Below are 23,448 nucleotides of genomic sequence, written 5' to 3'. Positions count from 1 at the left end.
ACGGTAGCTCACCTCACTGCTCGGCGCTCAGCTTGTAACCCATCCCGCGCACCGTCTGCACGTAATGCGCCAGATCGCCCAGCGACTTGCGCAGCCGCATGATGTGCACATCTACCGTACGCTCCTCGATGAAGGTATGGTCACCCCAGACCTTGTCGAGCAACTGGGCGCGCGAGAAGATGCGTTCCGGATGCGCCACCAGGTAACGCAGCAGCTTGAATTCGGCCTGGTCCAGCGCCACTGGCCGGCCCGCCACCTCCACCTGGCGGCGTTCGACGTCGATGCTGATGTCGCGATATCTGAGCGCCTGGCTGCCGATCTCCGGCGCCTTGCGGCGCAAGAGGGCCTGCACTCGCGCCACCAGCTCCTTGGGAGAAAACGGCTTGGTGACGTAGTCATCCGCACCTTCGTTCAAGCCCTTGACCTTGTCTTCTTCCATGCCCTTGGCGGTGAGCATGATGACCGGCAGCGCCGCCGTGCGCTGGTCGCGCCGCAGTTCCGAGAGCAGCACCAGCCCGGAGCTGTCGGGCAGCATCCAGTCCAGCAGCACCACATGGGGCAGCGACTCGGCAATGAGCTTGCGGGCCTGGGCCACGTCGGTGGCGATGGTGGTGGCAAAGCCCGCCCCCTGCATCGTGAAGCGCAACAGCTCCGCGATGCTGGGTTCGTCTTCAACCATCAGGATGTGAGGGAGCTCTTTTGACATCGTCCTTGGATCCGCAACAACTGACTCAGAGCACCTTGGCCGCGATACGCTGGGCCATGCTGCGTGCCAGCTCGGCTTCCTGCGCCTCCACCATCACGCGGATCAGCGGCTCGGTGCCGGACGGACGCAGCAGCACGCGGCCGCGCTCGCCCAGTTCTTCTTCCACGGCAGCCTGTTCGGCTTGCAGGGCGGTGTTGGACTTCCAGTCGTAGCCGGCAGGAATCTTCACATTGATCAGCGATTGCGGATACAGGGTGATGTCGCCGGTCATCTGCGCCAGGGTCTGGCCGGCGCGCTTCAAGGCACACAGCACCTGCAGCGCCGAGACGATGCCGTCGCCGGTGGTGTGCTTGTCCAGCGCCAGCAGGTGGCCGGAACCTTCGCCACCGAGCAGCCAGCCCTTTTCCTGCAGCACTTCCAGCACGTAGCGGTCGCCCACCTTGGCTCGCGCAAAGGGCACGCCCATCTTCTTGAAGGCCACTTCCAGGGCCATGTTGGTCATGAGGGTGCCGACGGCGCCATCGACCGGGCCGGTGGCCAGGCGATCCTTGACCATCAGGTAGAGCAGCTCATCGCCGTTGTAGATGCGGCCGCTGCCATCGACCATGATGAGTCGGTCGGCATCGCCATCGAGCGCAATGCCGAGGTCGGCACGGTATTCGCGCACCGACGCCACCAGCGACTTGGGGGCGGTGGCACCGCAATCCTCGTTGATGTTGAGGCCATCGGGCTGGTTGCCGATGGTGATGACTTCCGCACCGAGCTCATGGAACACGTGCGGGGCGATGTTGTAGGCCGCACCGTTGGCACAGTCCACCACCAGGCGCATGCCGCGCAGGTCCATGGCACTGGGGAAGGTGCTCTTGCAGAATTCGATGTAGCGGCCGGCTGCGTCCGACAGGCGGCGCGCCTTGCCCAGCTTCTCGGAGGGTACGCACTCCATGGGCTGGTCCAGCGCCGCTTCGATGTCGGCCTCGACCTGGTCGGGCAGCTTGTTGCCCTTGGCCGAAAAGAACTTGATGCCGTTGTCGTGGTAAGGATTGTGCGAGGCCGAGATCACCACGCCCACCGAAAGACGCTGGGCACGGGTCAGGTAGGCCACGGCCGGGGTCGGCAGCGGGCCGGCCAGCCACACGTCCACGCCGGCAGCGGCGAAACCGGCTTCCAGCGCGGCTTCGAGCATGTAGCCGGAGATGCGGGTGTCCTTGCCGATCAGCACGGTCGGTCGGGCCACGCCATCCTTGGACTTGGCCAGTACCTTGCCGGCCGCATAGCCCAGGCGCATGACGAAATCAGGAGTGATGGGCGCCACGCCCACGCGGCCGCGCACGCCATCGGTGCCGAAATATTTTCCTGCCATGTTGGTCCCTTATTGCTTATCGCTTGTCGCGTATTGATGTCTTGCAGGCCCAGCGAGCGCACTGGCCTGTCTCCAATGAAATCTGTTGTCTTGCTTGAATTTCGATCACGTTTGCACGCGTACGGCGGGCCGCATCACAGGTCGCCGCGCCCTGCCTGCCACATGGCCAGCGCATCGACCGTTTCGGCCACGTCGTGCACGCGGATGATCATTGCTCCCTGCTGCGCCGCCGCAAGCGCCGCGCCGATACTGCCAGCCATGCGCCGTTCCAGGGGCTTGCCGGTGACCGCGCCGATCATGGACTTGCGGGACATGCCGGCCAGCAGCGGCAGCTCCAGCGTATCGATCAGTCGCCGCGTGTTCTTGAGCAAAGCCAGATTATGCTCCACAGTCTTGCCGAAACCAAAACCGGGGTCGATGCAGATTCGTTCACGTCCGATACCGGCGGCCTTCATCAAGCCGACCTGGGTCTGCAGGAATTGCTCGACCTCCGTGACCACATCGTCATATCGGGGTTCCTGCTGCATGGTCTGCGGCTGGCCCTGCATGTGCATCACGCACAGGCCGGCTTCGCTGTCCTTGACCGCATCGATGGCCCCCTCGGCCCGAAAACCGTTGATGTCATTGATCATGTCCACCTCGGCGGCCAGCGCCTCGCGCATGACGGCCGGCTTGTAGGTATCCAGCGACAGGGGCTTGCCGCAGTCGCGCAGGGCGTAGATTACCGGCATGACGCGCTCCAGCTCTTGCTGCAGCGACAGCGGCGCGATGCCCGGACGAGTGGATTCGCCACCGATGTCGATGATGTCCACACCCTCGGCAATCATCTGTTCGGCATGGGTCAGGGCCAGTTCCAGCGAATGATGGCGGCCGCCATCGGAGAAGGAATCGGGCGTCACGTTGAGGATGCCCATGACCAGCGGCCGGCGGCCGTACTGGACCGGCAGGCGGAACCTGCCGCATTTGAGGAAAGCTTGCGTCATCTTGCTGTGGTGGGTGATGCGGATGAGTTGCCCGAGGTGGCGGCTCTATCAATGCTGCGCCGCGCACCGTCGCCGTGCGGCAGCATGATACACCGCCGATGGACCGCCTTTACACTTTTGTCCGGCAAGGGCGCCATCGGCTGCACCATTTTTCATCTGCCAAATACATTCGCCAAATAAAAAAGGTGAGGATTTCTCCTCACCTTCATCGGACTGCGGCTTCAGGCATTCACGCCTTGCGCCTCACGCTGCACGCTTCAGGCCGGGGCCGTGGCGTTGGGCGAGACGTCGCCGGAGCGGTTGTTGTCCGAGGACGACTTCTTGGCCGGGACACCATTGCGCGGCGGACGCGGTTCGTCGCCGTTCATGATGTCGTTGACCTGGTCGGCGTCCAGGGTTTCCCATTCCAGCAGGGCCTTGGCCATGACGTCGACCTTCTCGCGGTTCTCTTCCAGCAGGCGGCGGGCCAGGGCGTATTGCTCATCCAGGATGCTGCGGATTTCAGCGTCCACCTTTTGCTGGGTGGCTTCGGACACGGTCTTGGAGGACATGCGGCCGAAGTAGGCATCCTGCTCGGAATCTTCATAGACCATGGTGCCGAGCGTGACGGACATGCCGTAGCGGGTAACCATGGCGCGAGCCAGCTTGGTGGCACGCTCGAAGTCGTTGGAGGCGCCGGTGGACATCTGGTGCATGAAGATTTCTTCAGCGATACGGCCACCGAAGAGGATCGAGATCTCTTCCAGCATCTTGTCCTTGTACATGTTCACGCGGTCATGTTCCGGCAGCTGCCAGGTCAGGCCCAGGGCATAGCCACGCGGCATGATGGTGACCTTGTGGACCGGATCGGCCTTGGGCAGCAGCTTGGCGACGACGGCGTGGCCGGACTCGTGGTAGGCGGTGTTGCGGCGTTCTTCCTCGCGCATCACGGCCGACTTGCGTTCCGGACCCATGACGATCTTGTCCTTGGCATCTTCGAAGTCCTGCATTTCCACCAGGCGCTTGTTGCGGCGCGCAGCGAAGAGCGCAGCTTCATTGACCAGGTTGGCCAGGTCGGCACCGGAGAAACCGGGGGTGCCGCGGGCCAGGATGTCGGCCTTGACGTCAGGGGCGATGGGCACCTTGCGCATGTGGACGTAGAGGATCTGTTCGCGGCCACGGATGTCGGGCAGGCCGACCATCACCTGGCGGTCGAAGCGGCCCGGACGCAGCAGTGCCTTGTCCAGCACGTCGGCGCGGTTGGTGGCGGCGATCACGATGACGCCGGAGTTGGCTTCAAAGCCGTCCATCTCCACCAGCATCTGGTTCAGGGTCTGTTCGCGTTCATCGTTGCCACCGCCCATGCCGGCGCCGCGATGGCGGCCGACGGCGTCGATTTCGTCGATGAAGATGATGCAGGGAGCGTGCTTCTTGGCGTTCTCGAACATGTCGCGCACACGGGAGGCGCCGACACCAACGAACATTTCCACGAAGTCCGAACCCGAGATGGTGAAGAACGGGACCTTGGCTTCGCCGGCGATGGCGCGGGCCAGCAGCGTTTTACCGGTACCCGGGGGGCCAACCATCAGCACGCCGTGGGGGATGCGGCCGCCCAGCTTCTGGAACTTGGTCGGGTCACGCAGGAATTCGACCAGCTCCTGGACTTCTTCCTTGGCCTCGTCGCAGCCAGCGACGTCGGCGAAGGTGACCGAGTTGCTGTTCTCATCCAGCATGCGCGCCTTGGACTTGCCAAAGGAGAACGCGCCGCCCTTGCCGCCGCCCTGCATCTGGCGCATGAAGAAGATCCAGACGCCGATCAACAGCAGCATCGGGAACCAGGAAATGAAGATTTGCGACAGGAAGGACTGCTCTTCCGGCTGGCGCACGTCGAACTTGACGCCATTGTTGAGCAGGTCGCCGACCAGGCCGCGGTCCAGGATGGTGGTCGCGGTCTTGACCTTGGTGCCGTCCTGGGTGGTAGCGATGATGGTGCGATCCTCGATGGTCGCATCCTTGATGTGTCCGGCCTTGACCTCGGAGATGAAGTCCGAATACGCGATCGACTTGGCGTTGGTCGCCAGGCTGCGGTTGTCGAACTGTTTAAAGACCATAAACAGCACGAGCGCGATGACTACCCAGATGGCAGCCTTGGAAAACATATTGTTCACTGGAACTCCTCCGACGCCTGCGCGCCACGTTGCCTTTGTATCGTCCGATTTTACCCGGATTCAACCACCCTTACACGGAAAACCGCCGTCCGCCTGGCCTCGCCCTGCCCCGCTGTGCCACCGCGCAACGCACAAACACGCGTCACACACGGCGGCCGCCGCCATTTACTTGCCATTCCAACATCAGGATGGAAACTGCCGGGGAAGAATTCTTGCCTGCGATTCAGCCAGACTAACGATTCACAAAAATCGATATAAGGCTGAAATCAGGCAAAACAAGGCAGGAAAATTCACTAAATTGCCGGGTTTCCAGCAGATTTTGCGCCAGATTGCGGAAAGCGAAACCGCTCTGTGTCAACTTTAACCGATTTAGCTGCGAGGATTTTTAAGGATTTTCCCGAGCAGGAAGATTTCGGAAGACTTGTCGCGGCTGGCCTTGGGCTTCTTGGACATCACTGTCTTGAATTCGGCCCGGAATTTGTGCACCAGTTCGTTGTAGCCGGTCCCGTTGAAACACTTGACCAATAAAGCGCCGCCAGGTTTCATGTGCAGCTGCGCAAATTCGATGGCCAGGTCGATCAGGTACTCCACCCGTGCGGCATCGGCAATGGCCACGCCTGACAGGTTGGGCGCCATGTCCGACAGCACCAGGTCGGCCTTGCGGCCATCCAGCAGGGCTTCGAGCTGGCGGACCGGTTCGTCTTCGCGGAAGTCGCCCTGGATGTAGTGCACGTCGGCAATCGGGTCCATGGGCAGGATGTCCAGGCCGATGATGGTGCCGTGGATGCCGCCGCCCTCGGCCCCGGCCAGCTTGTTGCGGGCGTACTGGCACCAGCTGCCGGGGGTGCAGCCGAGGTCGACGATGACCTGCCCGGGCTTGATGAGACGCTCTTCCTCGTCGATTTCCTTGAGCTTGTAGGCGGCACGCGCGCGATAGCCTTCCTTCTGTGCCAACTTCACATAAGGGTCGTTGATATGGTCGTGTAACCAGTTTTTGTTCAGTTTGTTCTTTGCCATTCGCGTAGAATACTGGTTTTATCTCATTGAGGGACAACTTGGCTTCGCCGAGACCTCGTCCCGAACCCGCACTCCCATGTTGAATCTGACTCCCGCCGAGCGCAGCGAACTGCGCGCCCAGGCCCATGGCTTGAACCCCGTCGTGATGGTAGGCGAAAGTGGCCTGACCGAATCCGTCATGAAGGAAATCGACAAGAGCCTGAACGCCCACGGCCTCATCAAGGTCCGTGTCTTCGGCGACGACCGCGAAGCGCGCATCGCGATTTATGAAACCATCTGCGCCGAGCTCAAGGCGGCCCCGGTACAACACATCGGCAAGCTGCTGGTGCTGTATCGCCCGCAAAAGGACGAAGGCAAGAAAGCCGCTGCCGGTGCCAAGGGCGGCCTACGCGAAGTGACCATCGTCAAGTCGCACGCCACCAAGCGTCCTTCGGTGAGCAAGGTCATGCTCAAGGGCAATGAACGTATCACCTCCGGTGGCCTGGTCAAGAAGGCCAAGCCGCGCCAGCGCAGCACCAAGAAGTCGCTCGGCTGATCCTTCGATCGTCCGTCGCACCGGGCTGCAGCTTGCTGCAGCCCACAAAACAGAATGCCCGCTGATGCGGGCATTTTCATTTCCGGCGTCGGTGTTGCGGCAGGATCATTGCCGCATCCGTCAGGCGTTGGCCGGACGGATGCGGCGCGCTACGTCAGACGTAGCGCACTTCCAGGATTTCATATTCCTTCAGGCCCGACGGTGCTTCCACGGCCACCACGTCACCGGCGCTCTTGCCGATCAGGGCACGGGCGATGGGCGAGGTCACCGAGACCTTCGATTCCTTGATGTCGGCTTCGTCCAGGCCCACGATCTGGTAGGTCACCTTCTCGCCGCTGTCCAGGTTTTCCAGGTCCACGGTGGAGGCAAAAACCACGCGGCCTTCGGCATTCAGTTCGGCCGGGTCGACGATCTGGGCCGCGCCCAGCTTGCCTTCCAGGTCAGCGATACGGCCTTCGATGAAGGCCTGGCGCTCCTTGGCCGACTCGTATTCAGCGTTTTCGGACAAGTCGCCCTGCGCACGCGCTTCGGCGATCGCGTTGATGACTTCCGGACGGTCTTTGGTTTTCAAACGGTGCAATTCTTCCTTCAGAAGTTCGGCGCCACGCTTGGTAAGGGGAACTGTGCTCATAAGTCTCTTGCTCAAGGTTAGGGTTACACGGAAGACGCATCCAAGGTCCGCCGGCAGCTGAACACGCAAAAAGAGAGCCGCGCCGCCAACCTGGCGGACAAGCGTTGTTTTTACGGGAACAGTCTGGCTGGTGAACGGACCGTTGCTGCAGGATTCCGTCAGCTCTTCAACAACACGCGCTCTGACTCAGAGCCGCTAAGGACATGACGCCACGCGCAAGCCCAAAAGAATGTGGCCCGATGGCGTCATGTCCTTAGCGTCCCCGGACGGATCTGCCCTGCAACATTGAACATGTTGTGGCCGCAGGGTGTCGTCCAAAAGTCAGAGAGGGCATCGATTGCTCAGATGCCCTCTTTGCCTGCCGGCGCCTATCAAACTAACGCCGGCAAAAGTAACGTGTTGTGGGTTTAGTGTATAGCTTTATGCAGGCCTTGTAAATCGTAGACGTCCAGCGCGTCCAGATGGCGCATGCCTTCCACTGCCGCTTCGGCACCGGCGATGGTGGTGAAGGTGGTCACGCGGGCGGCCAGGGCCGAGGTACGGATCGCTCCGGAGTCGGCAATGGCGTTGCGCTTTTCTTCAACGGTGTTCACCACCAGGGCGATCTCGTTGTTCTTGACCATGTCCACGATGTGCGGACGGCCTTCCACCACCTTGTTGACGGTGGCCACCGGGATGCCAGCTGCGCTGATGGCAGCCGCCGTCCCCTTGGTGGCAACGATCGAGAAGCCCAGGGCGACCAGGTCGCGCGCCACTTGCACGGCACGCGGCTTGTCGTTGTTCTTCACCGACAGGAACACCTTGCCCGACTTCGGCAGCTTCACGCCCGCACCCATCTGCGACTTCACGAAGGCTTCGCCGAAGGTCTTGCCCACGCCCATGACTTCACCGGTGGACTTCATTTCAGGGCCGAGGATGGTGTCCACGCCCGGGAACTTGACGAACGGGAACACGGCTTCCTTGACGCTGTAGTAAGGCGGCACGACTTCGTTCTTGATGCCCTGGCTGTCCAGCGACTGGCCGACCATGCAACGCGCGGCGATCTTGGCCAGCTGCAGGCCGGTGGCCTTGGAGACGAAGGGCACGGTACGCGATGCACGCGGGTTCACTTCCAGCACGAAGACGGTATCGACGGTCTTGCCATCGACTTCACTTTGCTGAATGGCGAACTGCACGTTCATCAGGCCGACCACGTTCAGGCCCTTGGCCATCAGTGCGGTCTGGCGCTTCAGTTCTTCAATCGTTTCCTTGGACAGCGAGTACGGCGGCAGCGAGCAAGCCGAGTCACCCGAGTGCACGCCAGCCTGTTCGATGTGTTCCATCACACCGCCGATGAAGGTACGTTCACCGTCGGAGAGGCAATCGACGTCCACTTCGATGGCATCGTTCAGGAAGCGGTCCAGCAGCACCGGAGAGTCATGCGAAACCTTGACGGCTTCACGCATGTAGCGCTCCAGGTCCCGCTGCTCGTGGACGATTTCCATGGCGCGGCCACCCAGCACGTAGGACGGGCGCACCACCAGCGGGTAGCCGATTTCCTGCGCCAGTTGCAGCGCGTCGGCTTCGGTACGGGCGGTACGGTTGGGCGGCTGGCGCAGGCCCAGGTCCTGCAGCAGTTTCTGGAAACGCTCGCGGTCTTCGGCAGCGTCGATCATGTCAGGCGAGGTGCCGACGATGGGCACGCCATTGGCTTCCAGGTCCAGCGCCAGCTTCAGCGGGGTCTGGCCGCCGTATTGGACGATCACGCCGACCGGCTTTTCCTTGTCGACGATTTCCAGCACGTCTTCCAGCGTCACCGGCTCGAAGTACAGGCGGTCGGAGGTGTCGTAGTCGGTCGAGACGGTTTCCGGGTTGCAGTTGACCATGATGGTTTCGTAACCATCGTCACGCATGGCCAGCGCGGCATGCACGCAGCAGTAGTCGAATTCGATACCCTGGCCGATACGGTTCGGGCCACCGCCCAGCACCATGATCTTCTTCTTGTCGGTCGGGTTGGATTCGCACTCTTCGTCATAGGTCGAATACATGTAGGCGGTATCGGTGGAGAACTCGCCCGCACAGGTATCGACGCGCTTGAAGACCGGACGCACACCCAGCTTCTTGCGCTGTTCGCGCACGGCGGTGTCGGTGGTCTTCAGCAGCTTGGCCAGGCGGCGATCCGAGAAGCCCTTCTGCTTCAGCTGGAACAGGGTGGCCTTGTCCAGCGACTCCAGCGCCACATCCTTTTCCAGCCACAGTTCGATGTCGACGATCTCCTTGATCTGCGACAGGAACCACGGGTCGATGTGGGTCAGGCCGTGCACTTCTTCCAGCGAGAAGCCTTGAGCAAAAGCGTCGCCCACGTACCAGATGCGGTCCGGACCGGGTTCGCCCAGTTCCTTCTCGATCAGCTCGCGGTCGGTGGTCTTTTCGTTCATGCCATCCACGCCCACTTCCAGGCCGCGCAGGGCTTTCTGGAAGGATTCCTGGAAGGTGCGGCCGATGGCCATGACTTCACCGACGGACTTCATCTGGGTGGTCAGGTGCTTGTCGGCCTGCGGGAATTTCTCGAAGGTGAAGCGCGGGATCTTGGTCACGACGTAGTCGATGGACGGCTCGAAGGACGCCGGGGTCGCGCCGCCGGTGATCTCGTTGCGCAGTTCGTCGAGGGTGAAGCCCACGGCCAGCTTGGCGGCGATCTTGGCGATCGGGAAACCGGTGGCCTTGGAGGCCAGTGCCGAGGAACGCGAAACGCGCGGGTTCATTTCGATGACGATCATGCGGCCATCGGCCGGGTTCACCGAGAACTGCACGTTGGAGCCGCCGGTATCCACACCGATTTCACGCAGCACCGCCAGCGAGGCGTTACGCATGATCTGGTATTCCTTGTCGGTCAGCGTCTGGGCCGGTGCGACGGTGATGGAGTCACCGGTGTGCACGCCCATCGGATCCAGGTTTTCGATGGAGCAGACGATGATGCAGTTGTCCGCCTTGTCGCGGACCACTTCCATTTCGTATTCCTTCCAGCCGATCAGCGATTCCTCGATCAGCAGTTCGGAGGTCGGCGAAGCTTCCAGGCCGCGCTTGCAGATGGTTTCGAATTCTTCGGCGTTGTAGGCGATACCGCCGCCGGTGCCGCCCATGGTGAAGGACGGACGGATGATGACCGGGAAGCCGATGGTCTTTTGCACTGCCCACGATTCTTCCATCGTGTGCGACACGCCCGAACGGGCCGAACCCAGGCCGATCTTGGTCATGGCTTGCTTGAACTTGGAGCGGTCCTCGGCCTTGTCGATGGCTTCCGGAGTGGCGCCGATCAGTTCGACCTTGTACTTGTCCAGCACGCCGTTGCGGTGCAGGTCCAGTGCGCAGTTCAGCGCGGTCTGGCCGCCCATGGTCGGCAGGATGGCGTCCGGCTTTTCCTTGGCGATGATGCGCTCGACAGCTTGCCAGGTGATCGGCTCGATGTAGGTGGCATCGGCCATTTCCGGGTCGGTCATGATGGTGGCCGGGTTGCTGTTGACCAGGATGACCTTGAAACCTTCTTCACGCAGGGCCTTGCAGGCCTGGGCGCCGGAATAGTCGAATTCGCAGGCCTGGCCGATGATGATCGGGCCAGCGCCAATGATCAGGATGCTTTTGATGTCAGTACGCTTAGGCATTTTGTTTCTTCTCCATCATCGCCACGAACTTGTCGAACAGGGGAGCGATGTCATGCGGTCCAGGGGATGCTTCGGGGTGGCCCTGGAAGCAGAAAGCAGGTTTGTCGGTGCGCTCGAAGCCTTGCAGCGAGCCATCGAAGAGCGACACGTGGGTCACGCGGCAGTTGGCCGGCAGAGTCGCCTGGTCCACGGCGAAACCGTGGTTCTGCGAGGTGATCATCACCTGCTTGGAATCCAGGTCCTGCACCGGGTGGTTGGCGCCGTGGTGGCCGAACTTCATCTTGAGGGTCTTGGCGCCCGAGGCCAGGGCCATGATCTGGTGACCCAGGCAGATGCCGAAGGTCGGGATGCCGCGCTCGATCAGTTCCTTGGAGGCGGCGATGGCGTAATCACAGGGTTCCGGATCGCCAGGACCGTTGGAGAGGAAGATGCCGTCCGGGTTCAGGGCCAGCGCTTCGGCGGCGGTGGCTTGCGCCGGCAGCACGGTTACCTTGCAGCCGCGCTCGGCCAGCATGCGCAGGATGTTGTACTTGACGCCGTAGTCGAAGGCGACCACGTGGAATTTCGGGGTGATCTGCTGGCCATAGCCGCGGCCCAGGCGCCATTCGGTCTCGGTCCAGTTGTAGGCCTTCTGGGTGGAAACCACCTTGGCCAGGTCCATGCCGGCCAGGCCCGGGAAGGCGCGCGCCAGTTCCAGTGCCTTGGCGGTCGCCGCAGCGATGTCGGCTTCACCGGCGACGATGGCGCCGTTCTGGGCACCCTTCTCGCGCAGGATGCGGGTCAGCTTGCGGGTATCGATGCCGGCGATGGAGACGATGTTGCCTTCTTTGAGGTAATCCGACAGCGATTGCTGGCTGCGGAAGTTCGACAGCAGGCGCGGCAGGTCCTTGATGATGAGACCGGCGGCGTGGATCTGCGAAGCTTCGACGTCTTCACGGTTCACGCCCGTGTTGCCGATGTGCGGATAAGTGAGGGTGACGATCTGGCGGCTATAGCTGGGGTCGGTCAGGATTTCCTGGTAGCCGGTCATCGCGGTATTGAACACGACCTCACCGGTGGTGTTGCCTGCGGCGCCGATGGAAAAACCTTGGAAGACAGACCCGTCTGCGAGCGCGAGGACGGCCGGAATCGCGGGACCGGAAAGAAGAGGCAGCAAGGGTAACTCCTGAGATTGTTACCGCCGCGGCTGGATGACCGGTAGACCTTTGCGCGCCAAACTGACCGGCGCGAACACCCCGACTCATTCGGTACGGAAGCGTGGCTGGGCCTGTTGGGAACGAGGAAGAGGAATGGGTATGCGCTACGGCGGATAAAATTGGCTAAACCGCTCGATTATAGCGCAAAAGCCTCCCTCCGGCAAATCGTCGATTGCCGAAAGTTGGCGCAAATTGCACCGGGACCGCACCGGTATTGCACCGCAACGGGGTGCAAGCAAGGCGGGAACGCCGGCCGGCAAGGCCGCCGGCGTCGAGGGGAAATTACAGGCCCAGGGCAGCGATACCGGCCTTGGCGATCTGCACGTCTTCCGAGGACTTCACGCCGGAAACGCCGACGGCGCCCACGTAATGGCCTTCAACCACGACCGGCACGCCGCCTTCGAGCAGGCCGTCCAGGCCGGGGGCGCTCAGGAAGGAGACGCGGCCGTTGTTGATCATGTCTTCATAGATCTTGCTTTCGCGGCGGCCCAGGGCAGCGGTGCGGGCCTTGGCCGGGGCGATCTGCGAGGAGATCGGGGCGGCGCCGTCCATGCGCTGCAGCCACAGCAGGTGGCCACCGTCATCGACCACCGAAATGGCCACGTTCCAGTTGTTGGCACGGGCTTCGGCTTCAGCGCCGGCAGCGATCTTCTTGACGTCGTCCAGCGACAGGAACGGTTTGGTTTGCATGTTTGCTCCGATAGGCAGAAAAAATTGAACGCTGATTGTACGGCCAGAATATCTTTTTTGACATCCCGCCCGGCCAACTCATCCTTCACCAATAGATGAAGATTTTTGCATCATGCCGGCCCTGCCGATTTGTTTTTGCATGCATCACGGAAACTTTCCGTAAAAACGTAAATCATTTAGCGGAAATATTTTCCTACCCCGTGTAGGAAAAACGCTTACTGGGAGAAGCCGGCAAATACCCTGCTTTTGCCCCATAAATGATTTCAGTTTGACAAGCTGGCACGAATCCAGCTTTTGACAAGCCGTAAGATTTACCTTACAGTCCCGCAATCCTATTTTGAGAGGATCCCGATGACCCTACGCCGATCTGAACGAATCCGACGACAAACCGCTCGTGCGTGCGCGCTCGCAGCCGGCCTCTGGATCAGTGCATCGGCCTACTCCGCTGACCTTTCCCTGGCAGCGCAGGATCTTCCCCCTCCCCAAGCGTCCTCCCCGCAAGCCCAGCTGCTGATCAGCAAGACCAATCTTGCGATCGCCCGCCTGCAAGACATCACCAACCGCGCTTCCGAACTGGCGACCCAAGCCCTGGCCATGCTGGGCATCAATTACCGCTACGGTGGCAATTCGCCCGATACGGGCCTCGATTGCAGCGGCCTGGTGCGCTATGTCTTCAAGGAAGCATGGGGCACCGACCTGCCGCGCACCTCGCTGGAAATCAGCCGCGTGGGCGAGAAGATCGGCAGCGACAATCTGCAACCGGGCGACCTGGTCTTCTACAACACACTGCGCCGTGGTTTCTCGCACGTGGGCATCTACCTGGGCGACGGCAAGTTCATCCACTCCCCCTCGGCCGGCGGCCAGGTGCGTATCGAGAGCATGGACGAGTCCTACTGGAAGAAGCGCTTCAATGGTGCACGCCGCATCATCGCAGGTGAAGAAGAGCAGAAATGATCACCATCGCGGTGCAGACCGCATGGCAAAAGGCCGCTGGAGACAGCGGCCTTTTTTTTCGTTCATATCACGGCCAAAAACGGCCAAGCCGTCAATTCCCGCCAGTCGCCATGAGCTTGAGCTTGCGCTTGATTTCCGGCATGGCAGCGGTGGCGGCCTGCTCGCCAGCCAGAATGGCCACGTTGCGGCTGGCGAAGTCGCTGCCCTTCATCGAACCCAGGCCCGGCTGCAGGACGATGTCGGCGTTCTTCAACTCATACTGGTTGATGGTCTGGCCCATGATGGCGAAGGTCTGCAGCAGCACGTCGATGGAGCTGCTGGAGGCTGCCTGCGCCTCCGGATTGGCCGAGATGTTGACGGCGATCACGAAGTCCGCCCCCATCTGCCGCGCGAAACGCACCGGCACCGGCGACACCAGCCCGCCATCGACATAGGTGTGGTCGCCTATCCTGACCGACTGGAACACCCCCGGCACGGCCGAGGAAGCCCGCACGGCGGTGCCGGCATTGCCACGCTGGAACAGGATGGGCTGGCCGGTGCGCAGGTCGGTCGCCACCGCGCCGAAGGGAATCTTGAATTTCTCGATGGGGACGTTGTGCACGGCCTTGTTGACGTAGTTCTGCACACCCTCGCCCTTGAGCACGCCGCTGACCTTGGAGAAGAGCGGCACCGACCAGTCCGAGATGGCCGCCTCGTCCATGGCCAGCGCCAGCTTCTGCAGGGCGAAGCCATCATTGCCGGCTGCGTAGAGCGCCCCGACCAGGCTGCCGGCGCTGGTGCCGGCCACCACATCGACGGTGATGCCCTGGGCTTCCAGCGCCTTGATCACGCCGATGTGGGCAAAGCCGCGCGCTGCGCCGCCGCCCAATGCCAGGCCGACCTTGATCTTGCGCGCAGTGGGTGCGGCCGTGGCGCTGGGCGCGACAGGCGTGACGGCAGGCGTGGAAGCGCTGGCCTCGACCGGCTTGGACGCGCTGCCGGGCAGCAATGAGGTGGTACCACAGGCAGAAAGAAGGAACACCGAAGCGATGGCCGCAGCCATCAAGCGAGAGGAGAGGCGCATGACGCGAGGGAAAGCAGTGACGAAGCCCGACATTGTACTGCAAGCGCCCTGCCCGGCCGGCGGCTGCGAGGGGCGGTGGTGTAGAATGCGGCCCCTGGCTTTACGATCCGGTCCAGCCCATCCAGGCATCATAGGCATCATAGGCAGCACAGGCACATGAATATCGTCATCAACGAAGAACTCAAGCAGTACATCGATCCCCTCACCCCCAACGAATACGCGGCGCTGGAACGCAGCCTGCTGGCTGAAGGCTGCCGCGATGCGCTGGTACTGTGGGGCGATGTGCTCATCGATGGTCACAACCGTTACGAAATCTGCAGCAAGTACGACCTGCCTTTCAAGACGATCCAGAACGACAGCTTCGGCTCGCTGGAAGACGTGCTGCTCTGGATGATCGACAACCAGCTCGGCCGCCGCAGCGTCTCGGACTTCCAGCGCGGCATGCTGGCCCTGCGCAAGCGCGACATCATCGCCGCCCGCACCAAGGCCGAGGCCACGCCAGCGAAAAACACCAGCACTGAAGAGAACGAAGGCGCGGCTGCCAGCGATGCGCCTGCGACCAGTGACGATCCCTGGCACGCCGACGACAACACCGGCCGCATCAAGACCCGCGAAGACATCGCCCGCGCCGCCGGCATCAGCAGCGCCACCATCGGCCAGATCGACCGCATCCGCAAGACGGCGGCGCCCGAACTGGTGGAGGCCGTGCGCAGCGGCGCCATCTCCATCAATGCCGCAGCCGCCGTGGCGACCCTGCCCAGCGAGGCACAGGTCAGCGCCGTGGCCGGGGGCAAGAAGGAATTGCGCGAAGCCGCCAAGAAGGTACGCGAACAGAAAGCCGCCACCCGCCCCCCGCGCGCACCCAAGCCCGATGAGGCGATCACGGAAAACGCCATCCCGCTGGTGGAGGGCCAGGAAAACGAACTCACAGCCACCCTGCGCCGCGAAATCGCCGCGCTGCAGTCGCGCGTGAGCCGCCTGTCAGAAGAGAACCAGGGGCTGCGCGCCGAGCTGGCCCTGCTCAAGGGCGCCGCTCCCCAGCAGGACTGAACCGCCCTCCCTCATGGCCACCTTCACCATCGCCCGGCGCGCCGAGATCGAACTGGAGATCCGCAAGAGCCGCTTCATCGGCATCGTCACGCCGGTCCCGGGCCGCGAAGCCGCCATGCAGGAAATCGCCAGAATGCGCGATGCCCATCGCAGCGCCACCCACGTCTGCTGGGCATTGATGGCCGGTGGCCAGTCCGGCATGTCCGACGACGGCGAACCTTCAGGGACTGCGGGACGCCCGATGCTGGAAGTGCTGCGCCATCATGAACTCGATGGCGTGCTGGCCATGGTGGTGCGTTACTACGGGGGCGTCAAACTCGGTGCAGGCGGCCTGGTGCGCGCCTATACCGAGGCGATTGCGACTGCGCTCAAGAGTACCGAGCGCACCGAACGCGTAGCACAAGCCGAGATCGAGATCGGCGTGGTCTATTCAGCCGAACCGCAGCTGCGCCACTGGCTGGCCCAGCAGAAATACGAATTGCTGGACAGCCGCCACGACACCCTGGCCCATCTTCACCTGCGCTTGCCCGAAGCGGCGCTGTCGCAGGCCGAGGAGGCGATCCGCCGGCTGTCCTCGAACGCCGAGATCAAGCGCATCATCTGAACCATGCGCGCCCGCAGGGCCGCCTCAACGGTCGCGGGTCACACTGGGTGCCACGACGACGGCCAATGCCGGCGTCAGCGCAAACAGTACCAGCAGCAGCGCGTCGGCATGCGCCATCGCTTGCGCACCGCCCTCTCCCAGCCCTGCCGGAAATGTGCGAAGATCGCGCTCGCCGCGCCGCCTCGGGGGAGGCCGCACGGCCATCGCCACAAGCCAACGCGCCAACGTACCAACACCAGGGGAAGCCATGCCGCCAGACCAGAGTGATTTCGATCCCGTACTCTTCATCAAGGATGGGCCGTCAAAGCCCTTGCTCGACCCCAAGCAATATCCGTACATGCGCAACGACAGGGGCGTGGGCAGCCAGAGCGAGACCGCCGTGGGCGAGATCATCACCCTGGCGCCTGAAGCGCCGGCCCTTGAACGCGGCGCGACCTACCGCGACATCGCCCATTGGCAACGCACCGTCACACCCAAGGACTGGCCCTCTTACGAGATTACCGAATTCGATTTCCGTGTTCCCGAGGTGCGCTACGAGCCGCTGCCCGCCACCCCGGAGAACGCCCAGGCCTTCGGCGCGACCCTGTTGCGCGACGGCCAATGCCTGCACTTCCCCTTCGACAACCTGGTGATGGCCGACTACACCTATGGCAAGTGGGCCGGCTATGAATCGCCCTACCTGGGCGATGGCCGCAGCCGCGAGCTGCTGAGCTGGAATGCCACCGACCTGGAGTATCACGATTTCGCGCACATCTTCTTTTCGCGCGGGCCCGAACCGCTGGTGATCACGGTGGCGCGCTGGCGTCCCTACGTCAATGAAATCAGCCTGGCCGACCTGTGGGTGGAACCGGGCGATGCCCTGGTGATCCCGCCCAAGCGCATGGCGCCGCCGCCCACGCCGGGCATGAGCGAACAGGAGAAGCGCCTGCTGGTGGTGGACATGCACAACAACCGCAATTCAGCCCAGGCCTGCCGCCGCTACGACGGCCCGCCCGCCCTGTTCACGGTCACGGTGCTGGCCGATGCAGCGGTGATGTCGGCACCGCTGACCCGCCCTTATTATCACGAAGAAAAACAGCCGACCTGGCACGGCATGCTGCGTTAGGGCCTCTTCCCCTTTACTGCTGGCCCAGCTCCCGGTACAGGTCATTGGCCCGCATCAGGTGCGCGCGCATGGCTTCAGCGGCGGCATCGCCGTCATGCGCGGCAATGGCGTCGACGATGCGCTGGTGCTCGGCCAGGGTCAGTTCCTCCGCGCCGGGGGCGCGCACCAGGGTGGTGTAGAACTCGCTGGCCCAGCGGAACATCGACTCCACCACCGAGGGGAAGATGGGATTGCCGCTGATGTCGGCGATCTCGCGATGGAACGCCATGTCGCGTTCGATGAATTCCTCCAGGTTGACCATCGACGCGCGGTGCGCAGCGATGGCCTCGCGCAGGCGTGCGACCTGCTCCTCGGTGGCGCGTTCGGCTGCCATGCGGGCGGTGCTGGTTTCCAGGAAAACGCGCGCTTCCTTCATATGCCTGAGCATGTCCGGCTTGGTACGCAAGAGATGCTGGGCGCCGGCCGCGATTTGGGCGATCAGGCGGTCGGCCGTGGGATCGACCACGCGCGCCCGTTCACCATGGGCAATTTCCACGAAGCCGGAGCGCTCCATGGCCTGCAGCGCTTCGCGCACGGCCGGGCGGCCCACGCCGTACTGGTCCATCAGGTCGCGTTCGGAAGGCAACTGGGTCCCCGGCGGAAATTCCCCTTGATGAATGCGCGCCATCAGGCGCTCCAGGACTTCCTGGTAAAGCTTGCGTCGCTGTATCGGTTCCGGCATGGCTGCACTGTCTCAATTGTAGGTTTCGTTGGACGCGCACTCTACCACAATCCCGCGCCAGCACTGTGATTGCGGCCGTCCGACGAAACTCTTCTTTCAACTGCGCCGGCCCTCCAGCACGTCGCCGAAGAAGCTGCGTGCACCGACCTGCCCGCCCTTGAGCACCAGCTGCAGGCCATCGCGTCCCGGATGATCCGACCACGCCCGGCACAAGGGCGCGCCCGGTGCCAGCCCGGCACAGACCGACAGTGCCGCAATGTCCAGCGCACTGGCCACCTCGCCCGAGCTGTCGCCGCCGGCAATGGCGATGCGTTGCACGGGGTTGGCATCGAGCAGGCGGCGCATGGTGGCGGCCAGTGCCATGCCGACCTTCTGCCCGGCCTGCGGGCGCGCCAGTCCGGCAGCAGCGGCGATCGCATCAAAACCGGCCACCTGGGGATCGTCCGGCCCTTCGGCCGAAAACACCAGCGGACTGCGTCCGTCCTGCAGCGCCGCCACGGCCGACGTGACCAGCCGTGCCAGTTCCGCCTCCTGCGTGGCCTCGGACAAGACCGCCGGCAAGTCCATGCGCAGGCACACGAAGCCATGTTCGCGCGCCCAGCCGATCTGCCCTGCGGTGACCGGCGAACAGCTGCCGCTGACGGCCGCGATCACCGGTACCGGGCCCGCCTGCGGCAGTCCGGCTTGGGGAGCGATCCATCCGCGTGCGCGCCAATAGGCCGTGAGCGAATATTGCAAACCCGATGAAGAGGCCGTGAAGACGCCCGCCCCACGCCCTTCCCAGACCAGCCGCCCGGCTTCGCGCAGGGTCTCCTCATCGAGCACATCGATCATCACCACCGGCACATCCTTGCCACGCAAGCAAGGCAGGCGCGCATGCGCGGCCTCGCCCCCCTCGCGCAATTGCAGCATGTCCACCAGTTCGATGCGGCGTGCCGTCTGGCGCCGCAGATGGCGGCGCAGATCGGACTCGTCCATGGGCGTGACGGGATGACGGGCCATGGTGGGATGGCGATCAAGCCGATGGCCCTCACCGTCAACAGCCGCAAACAGGTTACCGAAGACCTGATAGCGCTTCAGCCGTGGCGCGCCCACGATCATGGGGGAGAAGTCGCCCGCCATGTGGCGTACGCCCAGGTCGATGGCGCGGCCAATGGAGCCGATGGCCGGCGAGGAATCAAAGGTGGAGCACACCTTGTACTGCATCAGCGGCGCGCGCAGCGATGCCAGCGCGGCAAAGGGGGCGGGCAGGTGTTCGTCCATCCACTGCGGCGAACGTCCGCGCGAGGCCCCCGCGATGCCGATGCAGCGGGCCTCGGGAAAGCGCGCCAGCAAGGCCGCATCGGGCGTCCGCAAAAACAGTACCGTGGACAGGCCGGCCGCGCTCATTACCTCCATGGCATCGGTGGAGCCGGTGAAATCATCGCCGTAATACGCCAGCAGCAAGCCCGGCGGCAGGCCGTCATGATCGGGCAGCAGGCTCATTTCCAGAACTCCAGCGCCGCCTGCAAGGCCGGATGCTTGCTCGCATGCTGCTGCAGCGGCACGCCTTCGATGGCCGCCACCCAGGCCTCGCGCAGCGCCTGCACCCCGGCGGCTACGCCTTGCGGATGGCCGAAGATGCCGCCACCGGCCGTGTGGATCAGGTCGGCGCAGCCGATGGCCGCATAGGTATCGGGCGCCTGCAGGCCGGTCTGGCCCGAGCTGAACACCGGCATGGTGCTCACCATCTCCACCCCCGGCACCACCGGCTGCAGAACCGAGCGCGCAGCGGCGACGACGCTGTCGTCCGGCTCGCTGAACTTGTTGCGCAAGCCGTTGACGTGCATGTGGTCGGCCCCGGCCAGTCGCCACAGCTGCTGCCATGGTGCATAGTCCCAGCCCAATTGCGGGCTGCGCGTGAGATAGCCCCAGCCGGCGCGGTGCGCGTGGATCGGCAGCTGCGCATGGCGGCGCAATTCCTGCAGGCCGACCAGGCCGATGGAGTTCAGCACCGCCATCACGCAGGTACCGCCTTCGGCCAGCACCAGGTCGTGGCGGCGGCGCATCTGGTCGAGGTCGCCGGTCAGGTTGAAGGCCACCATCACCTTCTTGCCGGTACGTTCGGCGTGCTCGTTGACCACCCGCATCACTGCCCGCACGCGCTCATCGAAGGGACAGCGGCCACCATCGGCCTGCAATTCATCATCCTTGATGAAGTCGATGCCACCGGCCACCAGTGCGCGCACCTGCTCTACCGTCTCCTCGACCGACAAGCCGATGCTGGGCTTGATGATGGTGCCGATCAGCGGCCCGTGGGTGACGCCAGTGAGCTTGCGCGTCCCCGCAATGCCGAAGGCGGGGCCGGGATAGGCTTCCACGAAAGCGCGCGGCAAGCGCAGTCCGGTCAGGCGCAAGCCCGAAACCTGGCGCAGTTCGAACAGGTTGCCGGCCACCGTGGACATCAGGTTGGGCAGCGAGGCGCCGGTGTTTTCCAGCGGCCAGGATAGTTCCAGCCGGCACTGCGTATAGCGCGCGGCGGGCATGCCGCCGGGCAGGCTGGGCGAGGTGCTGTGTCCGAGAATTTCCAGCTTTTCCACCCGCGCGCCGGAGCGCTCCTTCAGGGCGGGCGTTTCGGTGGCCAGGGCCACGAAAGTGCCGCTGGATTGTTCGCCTGCGATGACCTCGGCCGCGCGGGCCGGATCGTCGCCGGTTTCCAGCCAGTAGCTGGCGTAGATGCGTTCCATGCGCGCTCCTGGTCAGGTGATGCGGCGGATGCTCTCCGCGATCTCGTCGTGGTCGAAGACCTTGAGCCAGTCATCGCGCAACAGGCGCGGCAAGCCGTTCTGGATGGCCTTGTTGCAGGCATCCGAAAACGCGCCCGGGATTTCCTTGAAGATCACCGCGCCCAGGATATTCATGTGGCCCAGCAGGAAGTCGCGCGCCGCCTCTTCCGGTACACCCCGGCGCACGGTCTCGTCCATGGCCTGCTTCATCGCGTAGAGCAGCGTGGCGCAGACCGTCTCCGACAGCCCCGGCTCGAGGATGGCCATCTGTTCCACGGTCAGGCGATAGCTGCGCAGGATGGGCTGGTAGATCACCTTGGCCACCTCTTCCCCGAGATCGAAGGCCGACTCCGGTCCCTGCATCAGGGCGCTGGTGATCGATTGCCGGGCCGCGCCGCCGCCGAAGAAATCGCGCCGTCCTTCGGCCGTGGTTTCATCGTTGAAGATGGGCGGATGGCAGGGGTGCGCCACGAAGTAGACCAGGTCCGGCCGGTCCGGCAGATGGCCGGCGAAGGGTGCTGCGGCGTCCAGGGTCATCACCATGACGCCGGCGCGCAGCTTGGGCGAGATCTCGGCGGCGATCCTGCCGATCAAGGTATCGGGCACGGCCAGGATGACCACGTCCACATTGTCCAGCGCGGCATCGATGCTGACGCACTCGACACCGACTTCGTCGCGCAGGCGCTGCTGGCCGGCTGCACTCACCTCCACGTGAGCCACGCGGTAGTCGGATTTCTTCAGGTTCTTCGCCAGGCGCACGCCCATCTTGCCGCCTGCGCCGAAGAGTGCAATTTTTTCCTTCATTTCAGTTCTCCTGTGATCGTTGGCGGCCCGTTCGTCCATTGAACGGGCCGATTCTTTGCGTGCGCCGACCTCACTCGGCGATCACGCGTCCTTGCAACTCGCTGGCCTCTTGCCGGGCGCCGGCGCCGATGGCGAAGATCACCAGGGCCGACACCGCCATGAGCGCGCCCACCACGAACATCGGTGCCTGGTAGTTGCCGGTGGCATCCTTGATGGCGCCGGTGATGAAGGGCGCCATGAAGCCGGCTGCATTGCCCACGGTATTGATGAGCGCAATGCCCGCCGCCGCAGCCGCCCCCGAGAGGAAGCGCGCCGGAATCGACCAGAAGGCCGGCAAGGCCGAGAAGATGGCGCAGGCCGTCACGGTAATGGCCAGCACCGTGGTGGCCGGGCTTTGCATGTAGAGGGCGGCCGGGATGCTGATGGCGCCCAGCAAGGCGGGCAGCCCGACGTGCCAGCTGCGCACGCCGCGCCGGGTGGCGTCACGGCTCCACAGGAACAGCGCGAAGGCGGCCGGCAGGTAGGGAATGGCTGTGATCAGGCCCTTCTGGAAGACATTGAATTTGCTGCCGAACTGCGCTTCGAAGCCGCCGATGATGGTCGGCAGGAAGAAGGCCAGCGCATAGAGGCCATAGATCAGCCCGAAATACACCAGCGCCAGCAGCCACACGCGCGGGTTCTTCAGCGCGGCACCGGCATGGGCCACATGCTCGACACGCTTGCTGCTCTGTTCGGCCTGCAGGGCGGCGGTCAGCCATTTGCGCTCGGCCGGGTCCAGCCATTGGGCATCGGCCGGCCGGTCGGCCAGGTAGAACCAGGCGATCACGCCCACCACGATGGCCGGCAGCGCCACCCCGGCAAACATCACGCGCCAGCCTTCCAGCCCGAACAGGCCGTGCGCCTCGATCAGCAGGGCCGCCACCGGCGCGCCGATGACGATGGTCAGCGGCTGGGCCAGGTAAAAGAGCGCCAGGATATGGCTGCGGTGCCGCGCCGGGACCCACAGGCTCAGGTAGAGGATGGCACCGGGGAAGAAGCCGGCCTCGGCCACCCCCAGCAGGAAGCGCAGCACATACAGCCCCTCCACGCTGCTGACCCAGGTGAAGAGCAGCGCCACGATGCCCCAGGTGACCATGATGCGGGCCAGCCAGCGGCGCGCGCCGTACTTGTGCAGGGCCAGGTTGCTGGGGATTTCCAGCAGCACGTAGCCGATGAAGAAGACCCCGGCCGCAAACCCGAACTGGGCAGCGGTCAGGGCCAGGTCACGGCTCATGCCGTTGGGTCCGGCAAACGAGATCGCCGTGCGATCCAGGAAGTTGATGAAAAACATCAGGCCCACGAAGGGCACGAGCCGCATTGCGACCTTGCGGATGGCCGATCTTTCGACGGCGCTTTGGGGCGTCTCCATTGTTGTCTTGTCTCCTGTCGGGTTGAGAGGCTGTGCCTGTTCAACGACAACCTCTGCGGGTGGGGCCA

The 23,448-nt window shown here is 63.6% G+C and carries 20 protein-coding genes; 5 read left to right on the top strand and 15 right to left on the bottom strand.

What is annotated here, in order from left to right:
- Positions 1-13: 13 nt before the first annotated feature.
- From ACLRDN_RS06745 to ACLRDN_RS06725, 5 genes are all read right to left on the bottom strand, one after another.
- Positions 14-706 carry a winged helix-turn-helix domain-containing protein gene (locus tag ACLRDN_RS06745; protein ID WP_413459516.1) on the bottom strand — a complete coding sequence of 231 codons (693 nt, stop codon included), beginning with the start codon at positions 704-706 and terminating at the stop codon, positions 14-16.
- 25 nt (positions 707-731) lie between these two features.
- Positions 732-2,066, bottom strand: a complete 1,335-nt coding sequence (gene glmM, locus ACLRDN_RS06740; RefSeq protein WP_413459515.1) for a phosphoglucosamine mutase — start codon at positions 2,064-2,066, stop codon at positions 732-734.
- A 134-nt stretch (positions 2,067-2,200) separates the two neighbouring features.
- The gene (gene folP, locus ACLRDN_RS06735) at positions 2,201-3,049 is read right to left on the bottom strand and encodes a dihydropteroate synthase (protein ID WP_413459514.1); all 849 of its coding nucleotides are present in this window, start codon (positions 3,047-3,049) and stop codon (positions 2,201-2,203) included.
- A 257-nt stretch (positions 3,050-3,306) separates the two neighbouring features.
- Positions 3,307-5,196, bottom strand: coding sequence for an ATP-dependent zinc metalloprotease FtsH (ftsH, locus tag ACLRDN_RS06730; RefSeq protein ID WP_145606504.1), 1,890 nt, complete (start codon positions 5,194-5,196; stop codon positions 3,307-3,309).
- Between the two features lie 369 nt (positions 5,197-5,565).
- Entirely contained in the window at positions 5,566-6,213 is a 648-nt protein-coding gene (locus ACLRDN_RS06725) for an RlmE family RNA methyltransferase (RefSeq protein ID WP_413459513.1), read from the bottom strand.
- Positions 6,214-6,289: 76 nt separating this feature from the next.
- Here ACLRDN_RS06725 and yhbY point away from each other — a divergent pair, with 76 nt between their 5' ends.
- Positions 6,290-6,748: a ribosome assembly RNA-binding protein YhbY gene (yhbY, locus tag ACLRDN_RS06720; RefSeq protein WP_413459512.1), complete on the top strand. Its 459-nt coding sequence runs from the start codon at positions 6,290-6,292 to the stop codon at positions 6,746-6,748.
- A 154-nt stretch (positions 6,749-6,902) separates the two neighbouring features.
- On the opposite strand, the gene greA is transcribed toward yhbY, so the two are convergent.
- The 4 genes from greA to ACLRDN_RS06700 form a co-directional block, all read right to left on the bottom strand.
- A complete protein-coding gene (gene greA / locus ACLRDN_RS06715; RefSeq protein WP_013233401.1) occupies positions 6,903-7,379 on the bottom strand; it encodes a transcription elongation factor GreA in 477 nt (158 codons plus the stop codon).
- Between the two features lie 407 nt (positions 7,380-7,786).
- Positions 7,787-11,020 (bottom strand): carbamoyl-phosphate synthase large subunit, encoded by a 3,234-nt coding sequence (carB, locus tag ACLRDN_RS06710; protein WP_413459511.1) that lies wholly within the window; start codon positions 11,018-11,020, stop codon positions 7,787-7,789.
- Positions 11,013-12,176: a glutamine-hydrolyzing carbamoyl-phosphate synthase small subunit gene (gene carA, locus ACLRDN_RS06705; RefSeq protein WP_013233399.1), complete on the bottom strand. Its 1,164-nt coding sequence runs from the start codon at positions 12,174-12,176 to the stop codon at positions 11,013-11,015. Before carA ends, carB begins: the two co-directional genes overlap by 8 nt.
- Positions 12,177-12,498: 322 nt before the next feature.
- Positions 12,499-12,906 carry a GlcG/HbpS family heme-binding protein gene (locus ACLRDN_RS06700; RefSeq protein ID WP_034338629.1) on the bottom strand — a complete coding sequence of 136 codons (408 nt, stop codon included), beginning with the start codon at positions 12,904-12,906 and terminating at the stop codon, positions 12,499-12,501.
- A 351-nt stretch (positions 12,907-13,257) separates the two neighbouring features.
- On the opposite strand from ACLRDN_RS06700, the gene ACLRDN_RS06695 reads away from it, so the two are divergent.
- Positions 13,258-13,860 (top strand): C40 family peptidase, encoded by a 603-nt coding sequence (locus tag ACLRDN_RS06695; protein ID WP_413459510.1) that lies wholly within the window; start codon positions 13,258-13,260, stop codon positions 13,858-13,860.
- 91 nt (positions 13,861-13,951) lie between these two features.
- Here the strand turns inward: ACLRDN_RS06695 and ACLRDN_RS06690 are convergent, their stop codons facing one another.
- Positions 13,952-14,923 carry a patatin-like phospholipase family protein gene (locus ACLRDN_RS06690; protein WP_413459509.1) on the bottom strand — a complete coding sequence of 324 codons (972 nt, stop codon included), beginning with the start codon at positions 14,921-14,923 and terminating at the stop codon, positions 13,952-13,954.
- 156 nt (positions 14,924-15,079) lie between these two features.
- On the opposite strand from ACLRDN_RS06690, the gene ACLRDN_RS06685 reads away from it, so the two are divergent.
- From ACLRDN_RS06685 to ACLRDN_RS06675, 3 genes are all read left to right on the top strand, one after another.
- The gene (locus ACLRDN_RS06685) at positions 15,080-15,973 is read left to right on the top strand and encodes a hypothetical protein (protein ID WP_413459508.1); all 894 of its coding nucleotides are present in this window, start codon (positions 15,080-15,082) and stop codon (positions 15,971-15,973) included.
- A 13-nt stretch (positions 15,974-15,986) separates the two neighbouring features.
- Complete coding sequence (locus ACLRDN_RS06680) at positions 15,987-16,577, top strand: IMPACT family protein (RefSeq protein WP_034338619.1); 591 nt, start codon at positions 15,987-15,989, stop codon at positions 16,575-16,577.
- A gap of 247 nt (positions 16,578-16,824) precedes the next feature.
- The gene (locus ACLRDN_RS06675) at positions 16,825-17,682 is read left to right on the top strand and encodes a hypothetical protein (RefSeq protein WP_413459507.1); all 858 of its coding nucleotides are present in this window, start codon (positions 16,825-16,827) and stop codon (positions 17,680-17,682) included.
- Positions 17,683-17,695: 13 nt separating this feature from the next.
- Here ACLRDN_RS06675 and ACLRDN_RS06670 read toward each other — a convergent pair whose 3' ends face one another.
- The 5 genes from ACLRDN_RS06670 to ACLRDN_RS06650 all read right to left on the bottom strand — a co-directional run bounded on the left by ACLRDN_RS06670 (position 17,696) and on the right by ACLRDN_RS06650 (position 23,380).
- A complete protein-coding gene (locus tag ACLRDN_RS06670; RefSeq protein ID WP_413459506.1) occupies positions 17,696-18,403 on the bottom strand; it encodes a transcriptional regulator NanR in 708 nt (235 codons plus the stop codon).
- Between the two features lie 96 nt (positions 18,404-18,499).
- On the bottom strand, positions 18,500-19,888 hold the full coding sequence (gene oiaK / locus ACLRDN_RS06665) for a 3-oxo-isoapionate kinase OiaK (RefSeq protein WP_413459505.1): 1,389 nt from the start codon (positions 19,886-19,888) through the stop codon (positions 18,500-18,502).
- Complete coding sequence (locus tag ACLRDN_RS06660; protein WP_413459504.1) at positions 19,885-21,129, bottom strand: ribulose-bisphosphate carboxylase large subunit family protein; 1,245 nt, start codon at positions 21,127-21,129, stop codon at positions 19,885-19,887. The genes oiaK and ACLRDN_RS06660 overlap by 4 nt, the downstream gene beginning before the upstream one ends.
- 12 nt (positions 21,130-21,141) lie before the next feature.
- On the bottom strand, positions 21,142-21,972 hold the full coding sequence (locus tag ACLRDN_RS06655; RefSeq protein ID WP_171939640.1) for a phosphogluconate dehydrogenase C-terminal domain-containing protein: 831 nt from the start codon (positions 21,970-21,972) through the stop codon (positions 21,142-21,144).
- Positions 21,973-22,042: 70 nt separating this feature from the next.
- Positions 22,043-23,380, bottom strand: coding sequence for an MFS transporter (locus tag ACLRDN_RS06650; protein WP_413459503.1), 1,338 nt, complete (start codon positions 23,378-23,380; stop codon positions 22,043-22,045).
- Positions 23,381-23,448: the final 68 nt, after the last annotated feature.

The sequence above is a fragment of the Herbaspirillum huttiense genome (genome assembly GCF_047300815.1).
GTDB lineage: Bacteria > Pseudomonadota > Gammaproteobacteria > Burkholderiales > Burkholderiaceae_D > Herbaspirillum > Herbaspirillum huttiense_A.
The sequence above is the reverse complement of the archived record's forward strand: the minus strand, read 5'-3'. Positions and strand labels throughout refer to the sequence as shown.

What these genes read in the sequence shown, in the direction of transcription:
- glmM (WP_413459515.1), bottom strand. Translation starts at nt 2,066, where the DNA reads ATGGCAGGAAAATATTTCGGCACCGATGGCGTGCGCGGCCGCGTGGGC.
- ACLRDN_RS06685 (WP_413459508.1), top strand. Translation starts at nt 15,080, where the DNA reads ATGAATATCGTCATCAACGAAGAACTCAAGCAGTACATCGATCCCCTC.
- ACLRDN_RS06670 (WP_413459506.1), bottom strand. Translation starts at nt 18,403, where the DNA reads ATGCCGGAACCGATACAGCGACGCAAGCTTTACCAGGAAGTCCTGGAG.
- ACLRDN_RS06660 (WP_413459504.1), bottom strand. Translation starts at nt 21,129, where the DNA reads ATGGAACGCATCTACGCCAGCTACTGGCTGGAAACCGGCGACGATCCG.
- yhbY (WP_413459512.1), top strand. Translation starts at nt 6,290, where the DNA reads ATGTTGAATCTGACTCCCGCCGAGCGCAGCGAACTGCGCGCCCAGGCC.
- greA (WP_013233401.1), bottom strand. Translation starts at nt 7,379, where the DNA reads ATGAGCACAGTTCCCCTTACCAAGCGTGGCGCCGAACTTCTGAAGGAA.
- ACLRDN_RS06690 (WP_413459509.1), bottom strand. Translation starts at nt 14,923, where the DNA reads ATGCGCCTCTCCTCTCGCTTGATGGCTGCGGCCATCGCTTCGGTGTTC.
- ACLRDN_RS06680 (WP_034338619.1), top strand. Translation starts at nt 15,987, where the DNA reads ATGGCCACCTTCACCATCGCCCGGCGCGCCGAGATCGAACTGGAGATC.
- carB (WP_413459511.1), bottom strand. Translation starts at nt 11,020, where the DNA reads ATGCCTAAGCGTACTGACATCAAAAGCATCCTGATCATTGGCGCTGGC.
- ACLRDN_RS06695 (WP_413459510.1), top strand. Translation starts at nt 13,258, where the DNA reads ATGACCCTACGCCGATCTGAACGAATCCGACGACAAACCGCTCGTGCG.
- ACLRDN_RS06745 (WP_413459516.1), bottom strand. Translation starts at nt 706, where the DNA reads ATGTCAAAAGAGCTCCCTCACATCCTGATGGTTGAAGACGAACCCAGC.
- ACLRDN_RS06725 (WP_413459513.1), bottom strand. Translation starts at nt 6,213, where the DNA reads ATGGCAAAGAACAAACTGAACAAAAACTGGTTACACGACCATATCAAC.
- folP (WP_413459514.1), bottom strand. Translation starts at nt 3,049, where the DNA reads ATGACGCAAGCTTTCCTCAAATGCGGCAGGTTCCGCCTGCCGGTCCAG.
- ACLRDN_RS06655 (WP_171939640.1), bottom strand. Translation starts at nt 21,972, where the DNA reads ATGAAGGAAAAAATTGCACTCTTCGGCGCAGGCGGCAAGATGGGCGTG.
- ACLRDN_RS06675 (WP_413459507.1), top strand. Translation starts at nt 16,825, where the DNA reads ATGCCGCCAGACCAGAGTGATTTCGATCCCGTACTCTTCATCAAGGAT.
- ACLRDN_RS06650 (WP_413459503.1), bottom strand. Translation starts at nt 23,380, where the DNA reads ATGGAGACGCCCCAAAGCGCCGTCGAAAGATCGGCCATCCGCAAGGTC.
- ACLRDN_RS06700 (WP_034338629.1), bottom strand. Translation starts at nt 12,906, where the DNA reads ATGCAAACCAAACCGTTCCTGTCGCTGGACGACGTCAAGAAGATCGCT.
- oiaK (WP_413459505.1), bottom strand. Translation starts at nt 19,888, where the DNA reads ATGAGCCTGCTGCCCGATCATGACGGCCTGCCGCCGGGCTTGCTGCTG.